Genomic DNA, 16,973 nt, shown 5'->3' on the forward strand with positions numbered 1-16,973 from the left:
GGGCGGGCATACGGGACGACTGGCCCTGCGGCGGCGCGCAGGCGCTGGATTCGTCACCGGATCACCCCGCCCGGTTGAAATGGAAAATCGGTTGCGAGGCAGGTCTCCTGGCTTGGGGCTTGCCAGCCTGGTGGCTGGCGCTGGCTGCGCCTTCCCGCCGGGTTCAGGCAGTGGCGTGGCAGTCAGATAAACCCTTTACAGTTGCGGGGGCAGCCGCGGCTTGGACCGCGTTCCCTTCTTAGCTTCGACCGGGGCCGAAGAACCTCGAACGTGCAAGGCTACGCAGTGCATGAGGACCGGTCAATTGAAAAGCGGTCGCTCAAGCCTGACCTTCTCGCCACAGGTACAGATTGACGGCCGTCCCGCGCCCATGCTCTCCTACACATCTTGTTTCAGGTGCCCTTCACAGGGTGAAACGGGAAACCGGTGACTCATGCCTGCATGACAGTCCGGTGCTGCCCCCGCAACGGTAAGCGAGCGAAGCGTCAGATCCACTGTGCCCCGGCATGGGAAGGTGATGCTTTCAGGCCCAGAGCCCCTCGCAAGCCCGGAGACCGGCCCGAACAATCAGATAACAAACCCGCGGTGGGCGGGCGCTGTTCAGAACCCTGCGTGCCCGGCTCGCGGGGTTTTCATGCGCTCGTATCACCCTGCCACTCGAAAGGGACGTGCCATGTCGATCATCAGCAGCACCTCACATACCGCCAGCACCAGCGCCACTTTGAGCCAACGCCTGACCGCCGCCATCGGCGCGTCGATCCTCGGTGCGTGCCTGGTGTATTTCGCCGGGTTCTCCCATATCGAGGCCGTGCACAACGCCGCCCACGATACGCGCCACAGCGCCGCCTTCCCGTGCCATTGAGACCTGCCGCCATGATCAAGCGTATTGCGCAAACCGCAGGGTTCACCGGCCTGCTGGCCGCCCTGTTGCTGACTCTGCTGCAAAGTTTCTGGGTAGCTCCGCTGATTCTGCAGGCCGAGACCTTCGAAAACGCCCCGGCTGCGACCGAAGTGCATGAGCATGCCGCAGGCGCTGCGGCCCATAGCCACGACGCCGAAGCGTGGGAGCCTGAAAATGGCTGGCAACGCGTGCTGTCCACCACCGGCGGCAACCTGGTGGTCGCCGTCGGTTTTGCGCTGATGCTGGCCGGCCTGTACACCCTGCGCGCCCCGACGCGCACCGCCCAGGGCTTGCTCTGGGGCCTGGCCGGCTATGCGACCTTTGTTCTGGCTCCCACCCTCGGTTTGCCGCCTGAGCTGCCGGGCACTGCGGCGGCTGACCTGGCGCAACGGCAGATCTGGTGGATCGGCACGGCAGCGTCTACCGCCGCTGGCATTGCGTTGATTGTGTTTGGCCGCAACTGGCTGCTGAAAATCCTTGGCGTGGCGATCCTGGCGGTGCCCCATGTCATGGGTGCGCCACAGCCGGAAGTTCACTCGATGCTCGCCCCCGAAGCATTGGAAGCCCAATTCAAGATCGCCTCGCAGCTGACCAACGTCGCGTTCTGGCTGGCTTTGGGGCTGATCAGCGCCTGGTTGTTTCGCCGCAATCGTGACGATCAATACGCGGCATGATTCTGACTGTCGGCCTGGGTTGTCAGCGTGGCTGTGAGGTTGAGGCCTTGCTGGAACTGTTCAACAGCGCTCTGGCCGAGGCCGGTATCGACCCCGGCCAGATAAACGCATTGGCAAGTATTGCCCACAAGCGTGATGAACCGGGCATGATCGCCCTGGCCAACGCCTTGAATCTGCCATTGCAGTGCTTTGATGCACAACAACTGCTGCCTTACGAAGGGCGATTGAGCCACAGGTCGGCTGTGGTTTTCGCCCATACAGGGTGCTACGGCATCGCCGAAAGTGCCGCTTTGGCATTGGCAGAACAGCTCGCCAACGCCCCTGCCCGACTGCTGATCACCCGCAAAAAAGCCGCCAGGGCCACGTTTGCATTGGCCTGCGCCGGCTAAAGTCCGATAATTGCCCCTCTCGATCATGAGCCGTACTCATGCTCGCCCGCTTTTGCACAGGATTTTTCCATGACTGTTTTCTTCATCGGCGCTGGTCCCGGCGACCCGGAACTGATCACCGTCAAGGGCCAGCGCCTGATCCGCAGTTGCCCGGTGATCCTCTACGCAGGCTCACTGGTGCCGGCTGCCGTACTCGAAGGGCATCGGGCCGAACAGGTGGTCAACAGCGCCGAACTGAACCTGGAGCAGATCATTGGCTTGATCAAGGTCGCCCATGAGAAAGGCCAGGACGTGGCGCGGGTACATTCCGGTGATCCGAGCCTGTATGGGGCGATTGGCGAACAAATCCGCCATTTGCGCGAGCTGGGGATCCCCTTCCAGATCATTCCCGGGGTCACGGCGGTGGCAGCCTGTGCCGCGCTGCTGGAAACTGAACTGACCCTGCCGGATATCGCCCAAAGCGTAATCCTGACCCGTTATGCGGACAAAACCACGATGCCGGCCGGTGAAGCCTTCGCCAGCCTGGCCAGCCATGGCACGACCATGGCGGTGCACCTGGGGGTCAATCATCTGGAGAGAATCGTCGCCGAACTGCTGCCGCACTATGGCGCGGATTGCCCGATTGCCGTGGTGCATCGCGCGACGTGGCCGGATCAGGATTGGGCCATTGGCACCTTGGCGGATATTGTCGAAAAGGTCGCGGCGAAGGGTTTCAGGCGCACGGCGCTGATCGTGGTGGGCCGGGTGTTGGCCAGTGATCACTTCAGCGAATCCTCGCTGTATCGCGCAAGTCACGCCCACCTCTACCGGCCCTGATACTACGCAAGCCCGCTCCCACAGTTGATCTTCTTTGTTAGAAAGGTTGTGTAAGGCAATGATTTATTGGCATAAAAAAACGGCGCTCACGGGCGCCGTTTTTTGTTTGCAGCGAACACCTTAGTAGTAGGCGTTTTCTTTCTGCGTGTGGTCGGTCACGTCACGTACACCCTTGAGCTCGGGGATCCGCTCCAGCAACGTGCGCTCGATACCTTCGCGCAAGGTCACGTCAGCCTGGCCGCAGCCCTGGCAGCCACCACCGAACTTGAGCACGGCGATGCCGTCATCCACCACGTCGATCAGGCTGACCTGGCCGCCATGGCTGGCCAGGCCCGGGTTGATTTCGGTTTGCAGGTAATAGTTGATGCGCTCATTGACCGGGCTGTCGGCATTGACGTTCGGCACCTTGGCGTTAGGGGCCTTGATGGTCAATTGGCCACCCATGCGGTCAGTGGCGTAGTCGACCACGGCATCGTCAAGGAAGGCTTCGCTGAAGGCGTCGATGTACGCGGTGAAGCTCTTGAGCCCCAGGGCGGTGTCTTCAGGCTTTTCTTCCCCCGGCTTGCAGTAGGCAATGCACGTCTCTGCGTACTGGGTGCCAGGCTGGGTAATGAAGACGCGGATGCCGATACCCGGGGTGTTCTGCTTGGACAGCAGATCAGCCAGGTAATCGTGGGCGGCGTCGGTAATGGTTATGGCAGTCATGGGAACTCCTCACAGGCTTGCTGGCAGTTTACGCCAATCGCCTGCGCGGTACAAAGTCCTAGTATTTTTGTCAGGCAAATCCGCATCTACAGGTTCTCGTAGCGATTCATGTCCAGCACACCCTCTTCCACCGGCGTGGTTTCGTGCAGGTACTGCGACAAATCGTGGAAGTACTCCCAGAACTGCGGGTGACTGCGGCGGATGCCCCAGCGCTCGACAATCCGCTCAAAACGCTTGGCGTCCCTGGCCAACTCCATGTCTTCGACGAACTCCGGTACATCCTCGGCCGGCACGTTGAAGATGAAGTTGGGGTAGCTGCTGAGCACGCCTGGGTAGATCGTCAGGGTATCCAGGCCCGGCTGATAGCGATAAGCCTCGCCCAACATGAATGCCACGTTACTGTGGGCGCGGTTGCGCAGCAGGCTGTAGACCTCGCGTTTGCCGCTGCGGGTCTGGATGCGCAGCAGGGTGGCTTCGGGCAATTGCTCGATCACCTTGAGCCCGGCCGCCGGCCTTGAGGTCAGGCGACTGAGGGTCTGTTCGGCGTCGCGCAGTTGCGGGTCGATACCGGGACGTGAGCAATAGGCGCTTATGCAGCGATTGATCGGATCCGGGCTGGCATTCAAATGGCCATAACGGGCAAGCAACTGGTTGGCAAAGTCACGCTTCGGGTCCTGTGCATCCAGCTTCAGGCCCGTGGGCTTGTCGTTGTCGATGGCTTCATAGTCCAGCCACAGCTTGACCTTGCCGCTGTTCTGGTACCAGTCATCAAGGAAACCATCCCGTGAGTCCGCAGGCATCAGGCGCAGGAAGTTCTGCTCGGCGCCATTGCGGATCAGGTCGAAATACAGGCGCGTCTGGGCCTGGTGCGAGACATTGCCAAACACATCGAAATTGACCGCCAACTGGTAATAGGTGCGCTCCAGCAGTGGGTAGTCGAATAGCCACATAGTCTGCGGCACTTCGCCAATCAGGCCCTTGGTCACCGAGGCACTGTCGAAGTGGCGGAAAATGCTCAGCAGCGCGTTGTCATTGCCCTCCCACAGGCTCGACCAGCCCGGCGCCGGCAAGTCGGCGTAGTTGTCGCGGCGCAGGGCCTCGTACTCATTGCGTTTGTCGCGGTAGGCCAGCCACAGGCCCAGCACGCTGCCCACGTCATCGTTCTGCCCCGGCATCGCCAGCAACGGCGTGGCCTGGCCGCGATAACGGGCATCGGTGATGTACAAGTCGTGGTCCGGATCCTGGAACAGGGTCCAGAAGTTGTCGCGGATCACGTCCGTGGCAATCTGCCCCCGGCACACCGGCCCACGGATAAAGGTGCGCACGAAGTATTCGGCGTTATCCAGCATGAACTGGTAGCGCGCCTTGGCCGGGATTGCCTCGAAGGTTTCGAACGGGTTGGCCCGGCGGCCAGGCCCATAGCCCGGTAATGCCACGGCTTGCCAGTCGCCGCTGTAGAACAGCGACTTGATCCGCGCCATCTTCGCCGCGCTGAACGGATAGGTGATGTGGGTCTTGTGCACGATCACCCCTTGTACCGGCCACAAGCGGTAGTACACCTGGGTGCCCGGATCGTCATTGGGACGCCGGGTATTGATCAGGTCGATCGGCTGGCCACTGGGCGTACGCGAGCGTACCCACTGGAAATAATGCCCCGGCTCGCCGCCTTCAAAATAGATATGGGCCAGGAACAGATGCTCGTACAGCCAGCGCGCCACCAGGCTTTCCCGCGCGCCGGGCTGGTTCAGCAGGTTTTCCCATTGCTGTACCTGTAAGGCTTCCTGGGCGCTGGGCGCCAGGCCTTGCTCGTCAATTGGCGCGCCGGACGCCAGCCAGCGTTGCAGGGTCTGGTACTGCTGGTCGGTCAGGCCGGTGACGGCCAGCGGCATGCCTTCTTTGGGGTGCGCGCCAGCGTAGGCCTCGAACTCACCGGGTAACGGGCACATGTTCTCGCGGTTCAGGCCCAACACGATCTCATCAGGCAGCTTGGCATTGGGCGCCAGCGGCGTTTTATGGCCCAATTCCAACATGCGCGCCATCAGCCCGGCCTGGGTGCCCTGGGCGTCCAGCACCGAGCCAAACCCCTGGCGCTGCCAGGCCGTCTTGCCAAAGGCGTCATAAAACAGTCGGGTCGGCTGCGAAGCCTGGCTACGCTCGCCGTTGTACACGGGGATTTTGCTCGCGCCACGTGCCGCACCTTCGCCACTGCCCAGGTTGAGCTGGCAGGCGGAGTCGTAGCAGGCATGGCAAGCCACGCATTTCTCGGTGAAGATCGGCTGAATGTCACGGGTATAGGAAATCGCCGGGGCGGGTCCGTTGGCCTGTGCGATGCAGGCGACCAACGCCAAGGCGGCACTGGTGATGATGCGAAGTGACATGTATCCGGTCCCGATTCAATGCGTACGCTAAAATTGCCGCGATTCTACCGATGTCGACACGCTATCAACATGAGCGATATTCATGCAAAACCCTGACATGCTCTAAAAGCGCACAGGTTTGCTATGATCCACGCCCTCCGTAATGCCTGATTAGAGTAGCCCCATGTCCGATCGTAGCACTCGCCTGCAAGCCCTCCAGCAAGCCCTCAAGGAACGCATCCTGATCCTCGATGGTGGCATGGGCACGATGATCCAGAGCTATAAGCTGGAGGAAGAGGACTACCGCGGCAAACGCTTCGCCGACTGGCCGAGCGACGTCAAGGGCAACAACGACCTGTTGATCCTCACCCGCCCGGATGTGATCGGCGGGATCGAGAAGGCGTACCTGGATGCCGGTGCCGACATCCTCGAAACCAACACATTCAACGCCACCCAGGTGTCCCAGGCCGACTATGGCATGGAGGCGCTGGCCTATGAGCTGAACCTGGAAGGCGCGCGCCTGGCCCGTCGGGTCGCCGACGCCAAGACCCTCGAAACCCCGGACAAACCACGCTTTGTCGCCGGCGTCCTCGGCCCCACCAGCCGCACCTGCTCGCTGTCGCCAGACGTGAACAACCCCGGCTACCGCAACGTCACCTTCGATGAACTGGTGGAGAACTACACCGAGGCCACCAAAGGCCTGATCGAAGGCGGTGCGGACATGATCCTCATCGAAACCATCTTCGACACCCTCAACGCCAAGGCCGCGATCTTCGCCGTGCAGGGCGTGTACGAAGAACTGGGTGTCGAACTGCCGATCATGATTTCCGGGACCATCACCGACGCCTCCGGCCGCACCCTGTCGGGCCAGACCACCGAGGCGTTCTGGAACTCCATCAGCCACGCCAAGCCGATTTCCGTCGGTTTGAACTGCGCCCTGGGCGCCAGTGAGCTGCGTCCATACCTGGAAGAGTTGTCGAACAAGGCTGACACCTATGTATCGGCACACCCCAACGCCGGCCTGCCCAACGAGTTCGGCGAGTACGACGAGCTGCCAGCGCAAACCGCCAAGGTCATCGAGGAGTTCGCCCAGAGCGGCTTCCTCAATATCGTCGGCGGCTGCTGCGGCACCACGCCGGGGCATATCGAGGCCATCGCCAAGGCCGTGGCTGGCTATGCGCCGCGCCCGATCCCGGACATTCCCAAGGCCTGCCGCCTGTCGGGCCTGGAGCCGTTTACCATCGATCGCCAGTCGCTGTTCGTCAACGTCGGCGAGCGCACGAATATCACCGGTTCAGCCAAGTTCGCCCGCCTGATCCGCGAGGACAACTACACCGAAGCCCTGGAAGTCGCCCTGCAGCAGGTGGAAGCCGGCGCCCAGGTGATCGATATCAACATGGACGAGGGCATGCTCGATTCGAAGAAGGCCATGGTGACCTTCCTCAATCTGATTGCCGGCGAGCCGGATATCTCCCGTGTGCCGATCATGATCGACTCTTCCAAGTGGGAAGTGATCGAGGCTGGCCTCAAATGCATCCAGGGCAAGGGCATCGTCAACTCCATCAGCATGAAGGAAGGCGTCGAGCAGTTCATCCATCACGCCAAGCTGTGCAAGCGCTACGGCGCAGCGGTGGTGGTGATGGCGTTCGACGAAGCCGGCCAGGCCGACACCGAGGCGCGCAAGAAAGAGATCTGCAAACGCTCCTACGACATCCTGGTCAATGAAGTGGGCTTCCCGCCCCAAGACATTATCTTCGACCCGAACATCTTTGCCGTGGCCACCGGTATTGAAGAACACAACAACTACGCCGTCGACTTTATCAACGCCTGCGCCTACATCCGCGATGAGCTGCCGTATGCGCTGACCTCGGGCGGCGTGTCCAACGTGTCGTTCTCGTTCCGCGGCAACAACCCGGTGCGCGAGGCGATCCACTCGGTGTTCCTGCTGTATGCGATCCGCAATGGCTTGACCATGGGTATCGTCAACGCCGGCCAACTGGAGATCTACGACCAGATCCCCGCCGAACTGCGCGACGCGGTGGAAGACGTGGTGCTCAACCGTACCCCGGAAGGCACCGACGCCCTGCTCGCCATCGCCGACAAGTACAAGGGCGATGGCAGCGTCAAGGAAGCCGAGACCGAGGAATGGCGTGGCTGGGAAGTCAACAAACGCCTGGAGCATGCACTGGTCAAGGGCATCACCACCCATATCGTGGAAGACACCGAAGAATCCCGGCAGTCGTTCGCGCGCCCGATCGAGGTGATCGAAGGTCCGTTGATGTCCGGCATGAACATCGTCGGCGACCTGTTTGGTGCCGGCAAAATGTTCCTGCCCCAGGTGGTGAAATCTGCCCGTGTGATGAAGCAGGCCGTGGCCCACCTGATCCCGTTCATCGAACTGGAAAAAGGCGACAAGCCAGAAGCCAAGGGCAAGATCCTCATGGCCACCGTCAAAGGTGACGTACACGACATCGGCAAGAACATTGTCGGCGTGGTGCTGGGTTGCAACGGCTACGACATTGTCGACCTGGGTGTGATGGTGCCGGCCGAGAAGATTTTGCAGGTGGCCAAGGAGCAGAAGTGCGACATCATCGGCCTGTCCGGCCTGATCACACCGTCCCTGGATGAAATGGTGCACGTGGCCCGCGAGATGCAGCGCCAGGACTTCCACCTGCCGCTGATGATCGGTGGCGCGACCACCTCCAAGGCGCACACCGCAGTAAAAATCGAACCCAAGTACAGCAACGATGCGGTGATCTACGTAACCGACGCCTCGCGCGCGGTGGGCGTGGCCACCCAGTTGCTGTCCAAGGAGCTCAAGGCCGGTTTCGTCGAGAAAACCCGCCTGGAATACATCGACGTGCGTGAGCGCACCTCGAACCGCAGCGCACGCACCGAACGCCTGAGCTACCCGGCGGCCATCGCCAAGAAGCCACAGTTCGACTGGAGCACCTACACCCCGGTCAAGCCAACGTTTACCGGGGCCAAGGTGCTGGACAATATCGATCTCAAGGTACTGGCCGAATACATCGACTGGACACCGTTTTTCATCTCCTGGGACCTGGCCGGCAAATTCCCACGCATCCTCACCGATGAAGTGGTCGGTGAAGCGGCGACCGCGCTGTACGCCGATGCACAGGAAATGCTCAAGAAGCTGATCGACGAAAAGCTCATCAGCGCCCGTGCCGTGTTTGGCTTCTGGCCGACCAACCAGGTGCAGGACGATGACCTGGAAGTCTACGGCGACGACGGCCAGCCGATTGCCAAGCTGCATCACCTGCGCCAGCAGATCATCAAGACCGACGGCAAGCCGAACTTCTCCCTGGCCGACTTTGTTGCGCCCAAGGACAGCGGCGTGACCGATTACATCGGTGGGTTCATCACCACCGCCGGCATCGGCGCCGAGGAAGTAGCCAAGGCCTACCAGGACGCGGGCGACGACTACAACTCGATCATGGTCAAGGCCCTGGCCGACCGCCTGGCCGAGGCTTGCGCCGAGTGGCTGCACCAGCAGGTGCGTAAAGATCACTGGGGCTATGCCAAGGACGAAGAACTGGACAACGAGGCGCTGATCAAGGAGCAGTACAGCGGTATCCGCCCTGCCCCCGGCTACCCGGCGTGCCCGGACCATACCGAAAAAGCCCAGTTGTTCCAGTTGCTGGACCCTGAGGCCCGCGAAATGCAGGCCGGACGTAGCGGTGTGTTCCTCACCGAACACTACGCGATGTTCCCGGCAGCGGCGGTCAGCGGCTGGTACTTCGCCCACCCGCAGGCGCAGTACTTTGCCGTGGGCAAGATCGACAAGGACCAGGTAACGAGCTACACCGCACGTAAAGGCCAGGACCTGGCCGTGACCGAACGCTGGCTGGCGCCGAACCTGGGTTACGACAACTGAGGGTTGCTATCGCCGACAACCCGGCTCCCCCAGGAGCCGGATTGTCCCTTATATGTTCAGCGCTGTTCGTTCCTGCCGGGTAAGGCGGATCGCGAGGGCGGTACGCTGCTCCTTGCTCCAGGCCCCCAACACGGCGTAGTCGCGCAGGTAGTCCGCGCCACCGTCGGGATAGCGCTCATCCAGCGCAGCGGTCTTCTGTTCCAACTCGCGGGCCAGGGATGAGAAGTCAGTGGCGTATTTTTTCTTCAGGTAATTGCACCAATACTCAAGCCCCACCAGCCTCTCCTCGAAATCCGACGTGTTTTCACTGTCCACAATCGTGGCGTACGCATGGTCAAGGTCGGCCTGGGAAACCTCCGACAATTCGCCGAACAGCATGCCAGTGGGCTGCCTGGGCAGCTCCAGGCGCTGCGCCAGGCCAATGCGCAAAGCCAGGCGAATTTCTACCGGGTCGATGTCCGGACGCCTTTCGATAGTCGTTTGGGCGATGCCCTCTAACGCCTCCAGCCGGATCATGCTGCGGGCAAACTTCAACAGTTGAGCCCCGTTCTGCCCCTGCTCGGCCAGCCTCAGCGCATCGAACTCCAGCACACGGGTTTCAAGCTCATTGAACAGCAGGATCCTGCCATCACCACAGGTGATATCGGGCACCAGCGCCGTCGCCCTGGCAAACAGGTCACGCCGCATGGCCGGGTTTTGGCTGATTGCTTCCAGCACCGCCCACACGCGCTGCGTCAGTTCGGCAGGAGCCTCAAGGAAGTCCTCGGTATGGCGCAACTGTGAAAGGCTGAAGAAAAAGTCGCGGCTGCCCTCCTGTGCATTGAGCTCGTCCCAGATTCGATGTTTTGCCGAGTGTGGCTCCACCCCGACAAACCACTGGGCCTTCTGCATATGGGGTGTTTCGATTTCCGGATGATCCAGCGAGTAGTCAGAGGTGTCGGAAAACCCCAGCTCATCGCGTTCCCGGTACTCCAGGACCATGAACTCAAGCTGCTCGGCGGAAAACCCCAGGCCATTGCCGGTCTGGCCCAGGTAGACCTGCAAATTCTCACAGCTTTGCTGATCAAGGCGGTTGCCCGATAAGTTGGTATCCGCCATCAATGGACGATGTTGCGGCTCGAATACCGCATCCGGCAGGGTCTCGATCCAGTTGTCACGCAAATCCAGGGTCCGAAGGCGTGGTAATTCGAGCACCGTCATGGGCCATTCGTCCAACATGTTCTGTTGCAGATACAGGGTGTCGAGCCGGGCCAAACCACTTAACTCCAACTCGCCCATGAGATTCTCGCCCAGATCCAGCCATTCCAGTTCATGCATTTGCGCCAGATAATCCTGTAGCGGGTCGGTGTTCTGCAATTCATTCCTACCCAGGTCCAGCCGCCGCAATCGGCGAAACTCACCAAGAGCCTCAGGCAAGGCGCGCAAGCCGTTGTTGCTGAGCGTCAAGCTGCGCACATGACTGAAGGCCCGCAGGAAGTCGTTGGAGCCCTGGGCCGTGAGTTTGACGCGATTCAGGTTCAGCTCGCTGACGTGCGCAAAGTCCCCGGGCAGCCTCGGCAAGGCTCCCAGGGACAAGCCGGAAAAGTCCAGGCGCTCAGCCCCATTAGCCTCAACCGTGAGCGGCGTGGCGCGCAGGGTAAAACGCCAACTTTCCAATAAGCGATCGGCCGCACGCCGGCGGTCCAGCGCGCTGACCCAACTGCCGTCCAGGTAGCCATGGACATCCATCCACTCATTGAGCAGCGCTACCCATTGCCCATACTGGGTTTCCCATTCTTGCAGCCGCGCGTCGATCTGCGTGGCATCAAGGCCGATGGCGCGCAGTTCTTCGATGCGCAGCGCCGCCAGCGTGGCGTCCAGCTCCGGATCCAAGCGTTGCATGCGCGCTGATGGCGCCAGGTCGGCGGCCGTCGTGGGCAGCGCAACCAGCAAGTCGGGGCGGCGCAGCACGTCCTCGGCAAAGTACTCCGGATCGCCCCCCGTCAAGCCTTGGGCCAACAGTTCGCGAGGGATGCCCAAGGGGCTTTCCTGCGGGCTTGCTGGGTAGTCACGGGCGTAGCGCCGGGCAAATAACCGAGCATCGGCACGTGCCTGCGCACTTAAGCGGCAGCCGCGCAAGCGGGTATTGGCCAGCAGCAGGTCATGCCCTTGCAGCGCTGCTTCGGGGATCGAGGTGATGGCGCAGTGACTCAAATCCAGGCTGTGCAAGGCCGGCAGTTCAAGCACGCCCTGCGGCCAGTCGCTAATCGCACTGTGACTCAGGTCCAGGATCTGTAGCCCGCGCAGGCCGCTTATATCCAGGCCACTGAGGGGGTTGTACGGCAACCGCAACGATACAAGCCCGGTCAACCGGCTCAACTGCGCCTGGATCACAGGGGTGACAACCAGCCAGTTATGGGAGAGGTCCAGGTGGCGCAGGGATGGGTGGTCAACCAGCACCGAGGGAAGCTCAGTCAGATTATTGCGGGCAAGGCTCAGCGTATCCAGCCGGGGGAAGTGGCCAAGCCAGGTATTGATGCCTTCCAGCGGCACACCTATGTCACTGAGGTTCAAACTGCGAACATGGGTAAACCCGGTGGCTGGCAATTTGGGCAAATCAATCAGGTCGGCGTCTGACAGGTCCAGTACGGTTGCCGCAGCTGACACCTGACTGTCGTCGACAATGCGCGGCTCCAGGCCTTGGCGCCAGCAATCAAGCAGCGCTTCGGAAGCGATCTGCCGCTCGACCTCAACCCGGCCAACGCCAGAGTCACGATCTGACCATTGCTCCAGCTCATCGACCAACCGGCGGTGTTCCTCGCGTATGCTGTTGACCCTCTCCAGACGCTGGCGGGAGGTCAGCCCCCGCGCGCTGAAATGGGCCAAGACCCGTTCGATAAAGGCCGGCGCTCCGGGTTGCAGACTGCCCAAGACACCTTCGCAGTAGCTCTTTACCAGCCGCCGCTCTTCAATCAGATGGGCCGGATTGTCATGCAGGTGCTCATAAACCTTCATGAACTCCTGAGGTTCATAGGCTGACCAATTCATTTGCAGGCCTCGCCACAAGCGCTGGTGCCCGATAAACATTTCATCGGGTACTGAGCGCAACGGGGTCTGGGCTATATCGAGAAACTCCAGGTGCTCAAGTGCCAGGCTTCCTTGCGGCCAGGTTTCCAGCGTCCCGGATACCGTTAAACGACGCAACGCGGTCAACCCGCTGACGTCCAGGGTTTGCAGGTTGCCTGCCAGGGATAACTGCCTGAGCCCGGCCATGCGCTCAAGCGGGCGCAGTACTTGCGCCGAATACGTGAGCGAAGGGCCGGTGAACGATAGTTGGGTGACTCCGGGCGCGCTCGCCAAGCGCTCTGTTACTGCACCCAGGTGCTCGGGGCGCACATACAACTGCAGATGCTGCACGTTGGGAAACGGCTGGAGCAAAGCAGTGGTTTCCTGGGCCAGCAATGCGCGCCCTGACAGGTTCAGGGTTAGCACATGGGAAAAATCGGCCTGCCACTCGGGCAATGCCTCCTCTACCCGCAAACTCAGGCTGCCATGGGCCGCCCTGTCCCGATCAAAGCCTTGGCGCCAACAGTCGATAATATCTTCAACCGAACGCAGGCGCCTCTCATCCTCCCCCGCCCATTGTTCAAGGGTCGTGCGCAATGCCGTCAATTCGTGCTGGCGGTTGGCAAATAGCCGCCAGATTTGCGAGTCACTTTCACCGTCCAGCCGGCGGGCCATTACCAGCGCCTGTGCCTCGGTTTCGCTCATGTTTGGATACACGCTGCGCGCATGGGCGATCAAGGTGTCATCCGTGGCGAAAAGCGCTCCCCGCCCCGACAACTCATACCCCAGGCGCCCGCTCGGCAAGCGTAACGCCGGCCGCGCGCGTGACGTGCGCAACTTGAGGATGTCGTGGGCGATGATCTCGCGGTGCTCCCTGGCGTAGGTCGCCAACGCCTGCTGCAAGTCCCCGCCCTGGCCGGTCGGCACTAGCGCCCGACGCGCCTCATCGGGCAAGGCGTCCAGGATCGACTGGAACAGATTGCGTCCATCGGCGGGCACGCTATTGAGTGCGCGGCCACTGGCATCGTGGGCCTGGAAGCACTCGCCGCTCTTGACCAGGTATCGGCGCACTACGGCGTGCTCATCGCCAATGCTGTCCAGCAAGGGGCCGCGAATGCCCCCTTGGCGCATTTCAAGGCGCACACCTTGGGGCCATCCGGACAGGCGCGCCAGGGCCTGCAAGGCAAGCCGGTCACTGTCAGTGTTAGCCAGCCGGTCACGGTGCAAGCCGCTGATCGCCCGGCTCAATCGCCCCTGTTGCATACTGAGGCGGGCCTGGTGGTCCAGGCGCGCGCTGACACGCCCGCTGTCTTGCAGACGCCTGAGCTCCTGCGGGCTGGCGCGGTCAAGCAGTTCCTCACGAGCGCGCTGGGTCAGGCCGGGAAACCGCCGTTGCAGTGGCCCGCTGTCAGTCACGGGCGCGCCATTACCGTGTAGCTGGGCGTCGAACAGCGCCGCCTGTCGTTGTAGCGCGTAGTCTGCCAGGCGCTCATTGAACACCTGCTCCCTGGGCTGCTCCCCCCAGCTGGAGGCGCTGCCCAGCAAGCCGGTGACTTGCTGTTCATCCAGGCCATTTAGTACCACGTGGGCGAGCTTGCCTTGCTGCAAATCGGCGCGGCTGATTTTCAGGGTTGGGCGGCCATCGTCCGCCGACAACGGGCTGCCATAGCGAATCGAGCACCCCTCCGGCTCCAGGCTCCCGCCCACCCACTCATCGGTCACGGGCACGCCAGGCTGGTCGCCACGCCGCGGCGTGCCCAGCAGGCGCCGGGCCTGCTCCTCACCCAGCCCTTCCTGCCCTGGCTCGCTGCGCCCAACCACGGCTCGCTGCTCAAACACCTCCAGCACCCGCCCTGGGGGCCAGCCGGGCATTTCCACGGCGAGGGGCAAGGCGTACTCGTGGCGGCTGTCCAGGCCTGCACCACGGCGCAGCCGCCCGATCAGTTCATCAACGTCGCGGTCAGCCCTGAACCGCTCCAGGGTATCGGCCAGCACGGCGGGCACCGGCAAACCGTCCAGATGCACTTTGCGCAACAGGTCGTCCTGCACACCACTTACGTCGCCGATCACACTCAAGGCCTCATCCGAGAAACCTGCGGTAATGTGTCCCAATCGGCGCAGCAGGGTCAGGCGACTCCAGGCCAAGGGGTACTCATGGCTATGCCGCCAGGCTCCTGCCCGGTTGTGTTCGAGAATTGGCTGGTACGCCCGGGGGTTGCGCGGGTGTTTGATCCGCCATTTGTTTAGCTGCGGGTCGAAGGTCTTTTCATAGAGCACGTTATCGATGTGCACATGGAGCTTGCCATCGACCTCATACTGCCCCAAGGCATTGGGCTTGCTGCCGGGCATCAGGGCAACGTCACTTTGGTACCCGCCCAGGTCCGGTTTCCATAAGCGAACCTGCCCACCCGGCAGCTTCACCGGGACTAGGCCTTCGATAACCGGTTCAGGCCTTAACTTGCTCAGGGCCTTACCGCCACCAGCCGTCACGCCAAGCAACGCAAGGTTCTGCGCCAGGTCGATCAAGTGCGCCCTGGCAGCCCTGCGGTCGCCCTCGTTCCACTCCTGCGCGGCCTCGATCACCTCCGTCAACAGTTGCTCGGCCATCACCGCCATCATGAGTTCGCCCAGTACCGGCACAAACCCCGCGATAGCACCCAGGCCGAACATCCCGACATTAAGCAGTAGGGCCAGCTTTCGTGTGCGCACCCTGGCATCGACATCCGCAGTGGGCACGGCGTGGGCAGCAGCATCAGCGAGGCTCTTGTCCCGGTGCTGCTCATATAGGTAGGTCCACAGATCGACCTTGTCGCTAGCATATGCCTGGTTTTTGAACGCCATCGCCACAGGCGCCAAATAGGGGGCCGGGTTCGGCACTTGAGGGGCCAGGGGCAAGGGCGGGAAGTTCTTAAGCTTGAAAACGGTCACTTTGCTGATCAGCTCATAAAACTGGCCTATACCGGGGAAGTTCGAGCCGATTTTCTCGCGCAAGGTGGCGTCCGGCGCATCCAGGGTGAATTGGCTGAAGTAGTGCGAGCGATCGGCATAGTCGACAAACTGACTGAAAAAAACCTGGTAGTCCGTGGGGCGATCCACCCGGGTCGAGGCCAAGCCCGGTGTGCTCAAGCGTTGCTTCAAGGCCGTCAGCAGTGGGGCGCGATGGGTGTAGCGTTTTAGAGGCTGGTAAGGGTCCTGGGGGATGTACAGGATCGGCGAATCGATATGCTCATCATCGAAGGCCAGAAACAGCACGCAGCCGGTCATGCGCAGCTTCATCAGGCCGAGGTCGCAGATCCACACCGGTTGCCCGCCCATCTGCGGCGAGCGTTCGCCAGCGATCACCGACAGCACCATGTTGTAGTCAGCCTGGGTAATGTCCTCGCACAATAGGGCCAACTCAGCCGCCGCACGCATCGCGGCCTTTTGGCTGGCGATGAATTGCTCGCGCAGGGTGGTTTCGTGGGTGGTAAAAAACCCCTTGAGGTAGGTTTGGAACTGACCGCCCAGATCCAGGCTGCGGCACAGCCTTAAAAACTGATGGACCTTAAGGCTACCCAAGCGCACCGGTAGTAAGGAGTCGGCCGCGCTGCCAGGCGATGACGTTTGCCAGCGCAAGCCCGACGATGAGTGAAAGGCCCCTTCCTCGCATTCGCCCTCCTCGAAGTTGTGCAGCGCCGCCTGCAATAGCTCCAGCTTCAAAAAATCGTAGGTTTGCGCCTCGATATTGAGATCACTCACCTGCAGGGACTTTCTCAGGCTTAACCATGTGGCAACCTGGGGGGCCAGGGTTACCTCATACTGGTCCTTGAGCGCCTTGACCAGTAGCGGCCGGGCAAACGCGTCGATGCTTTGCAAGCCAGACAGGGTCTGGTCAAGGGCGGTCTGCGCGGTGAAACTTGCGATAAAACAGGCATGCAACTGCTGGCGTTGCTCAGGTGTTGCGTGCCAATAGGCCGGCGGTAAAGGGGTATCGGCGTGTTTGAGCGCCATTCGGCGTGCGGCCGTGCTATCGACCAACCATTTCGGCATGGCGCTGGTCAATAACGGTCGATGGACACTGGGCGTTGCCGGCAACGCGGGCGAGTCGGTCATGATGCGGCTCCAGGAAAAGGAGCACCAGCACATCACAAGGGCCAAGGCTAACCGTGGTAACTACGTCTATCCTGTGGGGAGCAGTAACTTCTACCAGCC

Annotated in this window: 8 protein-coding genes and 2 riboswitches; of the genes, 5 read left to right on the top strand and 3 right to left on the bottom strand. The window is 61.6% G+C overall.

What is annotated here, in order from left to right; translation table 11 throughout:
• Window positions 1–79: 79 nt before the first annotated feature.
• Window positions 80–282: riboswitch (cobalamin riboswitch) on the bottom strand.
• Window positions 283–377: 95 nt separating this feature from the next.
• Window positions 378–578, top strand: a riboswitch (cobalamin riboswitch).
• A 95-nt stretch (window positions 579–673) separates the two neighbouring features.
• The 4 genes from BFQ03_RS10820 to cobM all read left to right on the top strand — a co-directional run bounded on the left by BFQ03_RS10820 (window position 674) and on the right by cobM (window position 2,780).
• A complete protein-coding gene (locus BFQ03_RS10820; RefSeq protein WP_032861188.1) occupies window positions 674–862 on the top strand; it encodes a CbtB domain-containing protein in 189 nt (62 codons plus the stop codon).
• 11 nt (window positions 863–873) lie between these two features.
• Window positions 874–1,575: a CbtA family protein gene (locus BFQ03_RS10825; RefSeq protein WP_032861190.1), complete on the top strand. Its 702-nt coding sequence runs from the start codon at window positions 874–876 to the stop codon at window positions 1,573–1,575.
• Entirely contained in the window at window positions 1,572–1,964 is a 393-nt protein-coding gene (locus BFQ03_RS10830; RefSeq protein ID WP_032861192.1) for a cobalamin biosynthesis protein, read from the top strand. The genes BFQ03_RS10825 and BFQ03_RS10830 overlap by 4 nt, the downstream gene beginning before the upstream one ends.
• 69 nt (window positions 1,965–2,033) lie before the next feature.
• The gene (cobM, locus tag BFQ03_RS10835) at window positions 2,034–2,780 is read left to right on the top strand and encodes a precorrin-4 C(11)-methyltransferase (RefSeq protein WP_065943056.1); all 747 of its coding nucleotides are present in this window, start codon (window positions 2,034–2,036) and stop codon (window positions 2,778–2,780) included.
• Window positions 2,781–2,900: 120 nt separating this feature from the next.
• Here cobM and nfuA read toward each other — a convergent pair whose 3' ends face one another.
• Window positions 2,901–3,485, bottom strand: a complete 585-nt coding sequence (nfuA, locus tag BFQ03_RS10840; RefSeq protein ID WP_003190728.1) for a Fe-S biogenesis protein NfuA — start codon at window positions 3,483–3,485, stop codon at window positions 2,901–2,903.
• An 86-nt stretch (window positions 3,486–3,571) separates the two neighbouring features.
• On the bottom strand, window positions 3,572–5,863 hold the full coding sequence (locus BFQ03_RS10845) for a fatty acid cis/trans isomerase (RefSeq protein ID WP_032861194.1): 2,292 nt from the start codon (window positions 5,861–5,863) through the stop codon (window positions 3,572–3,574).
• 163 nt (window positions 5,864–6,026) lie between these two features.
• On the opposite strand from BFQ03_RS10845, the gene metH reads away from it, so the two are divergent.
• On the top strand, window positions 6,027–9,737 hold the full coding sequence (metH, locus tag BFQ03_RS10850) for a methionine synthase (RefSeq protein ID WP_065943057.1): 3,711 nt from the start codon (window positions 6,027–6,029) through the stop codon (window positions 9,735–9,737).
• Between the two features lie 48 nt (window positions 9,738–9,785).
• Here the strand turns inward: metH and BFQ03_RS10855 are convergent, their stop codons facing one another.
• The gene (locus BFQ03_RS10855; protein WP_065943058.1) at window positions 9,786–16,874 is read right to left on the bottom strand and encodes an NEL-type E3 ubiquitin ligase domain-containing protein; all 7,089 of its coding nucleotides are present in this window, start codon (window positions 16,872–16,874) and stop codon (window positions 9,786–9,788) included.
• Window positions 16,875–16,973 lie beyond the last annotated feature (99 nt).

The organism is Pseudomonas sp. 25 R 14 (assembly GCF_900004755.1).
GTDB lineage: Bacteria > Pseudomonadota > Gammaproteobacteria > Pseudomonadales > Pseudomonadaceae > Aquipseudomonas > Aquipseudomonas brenneri.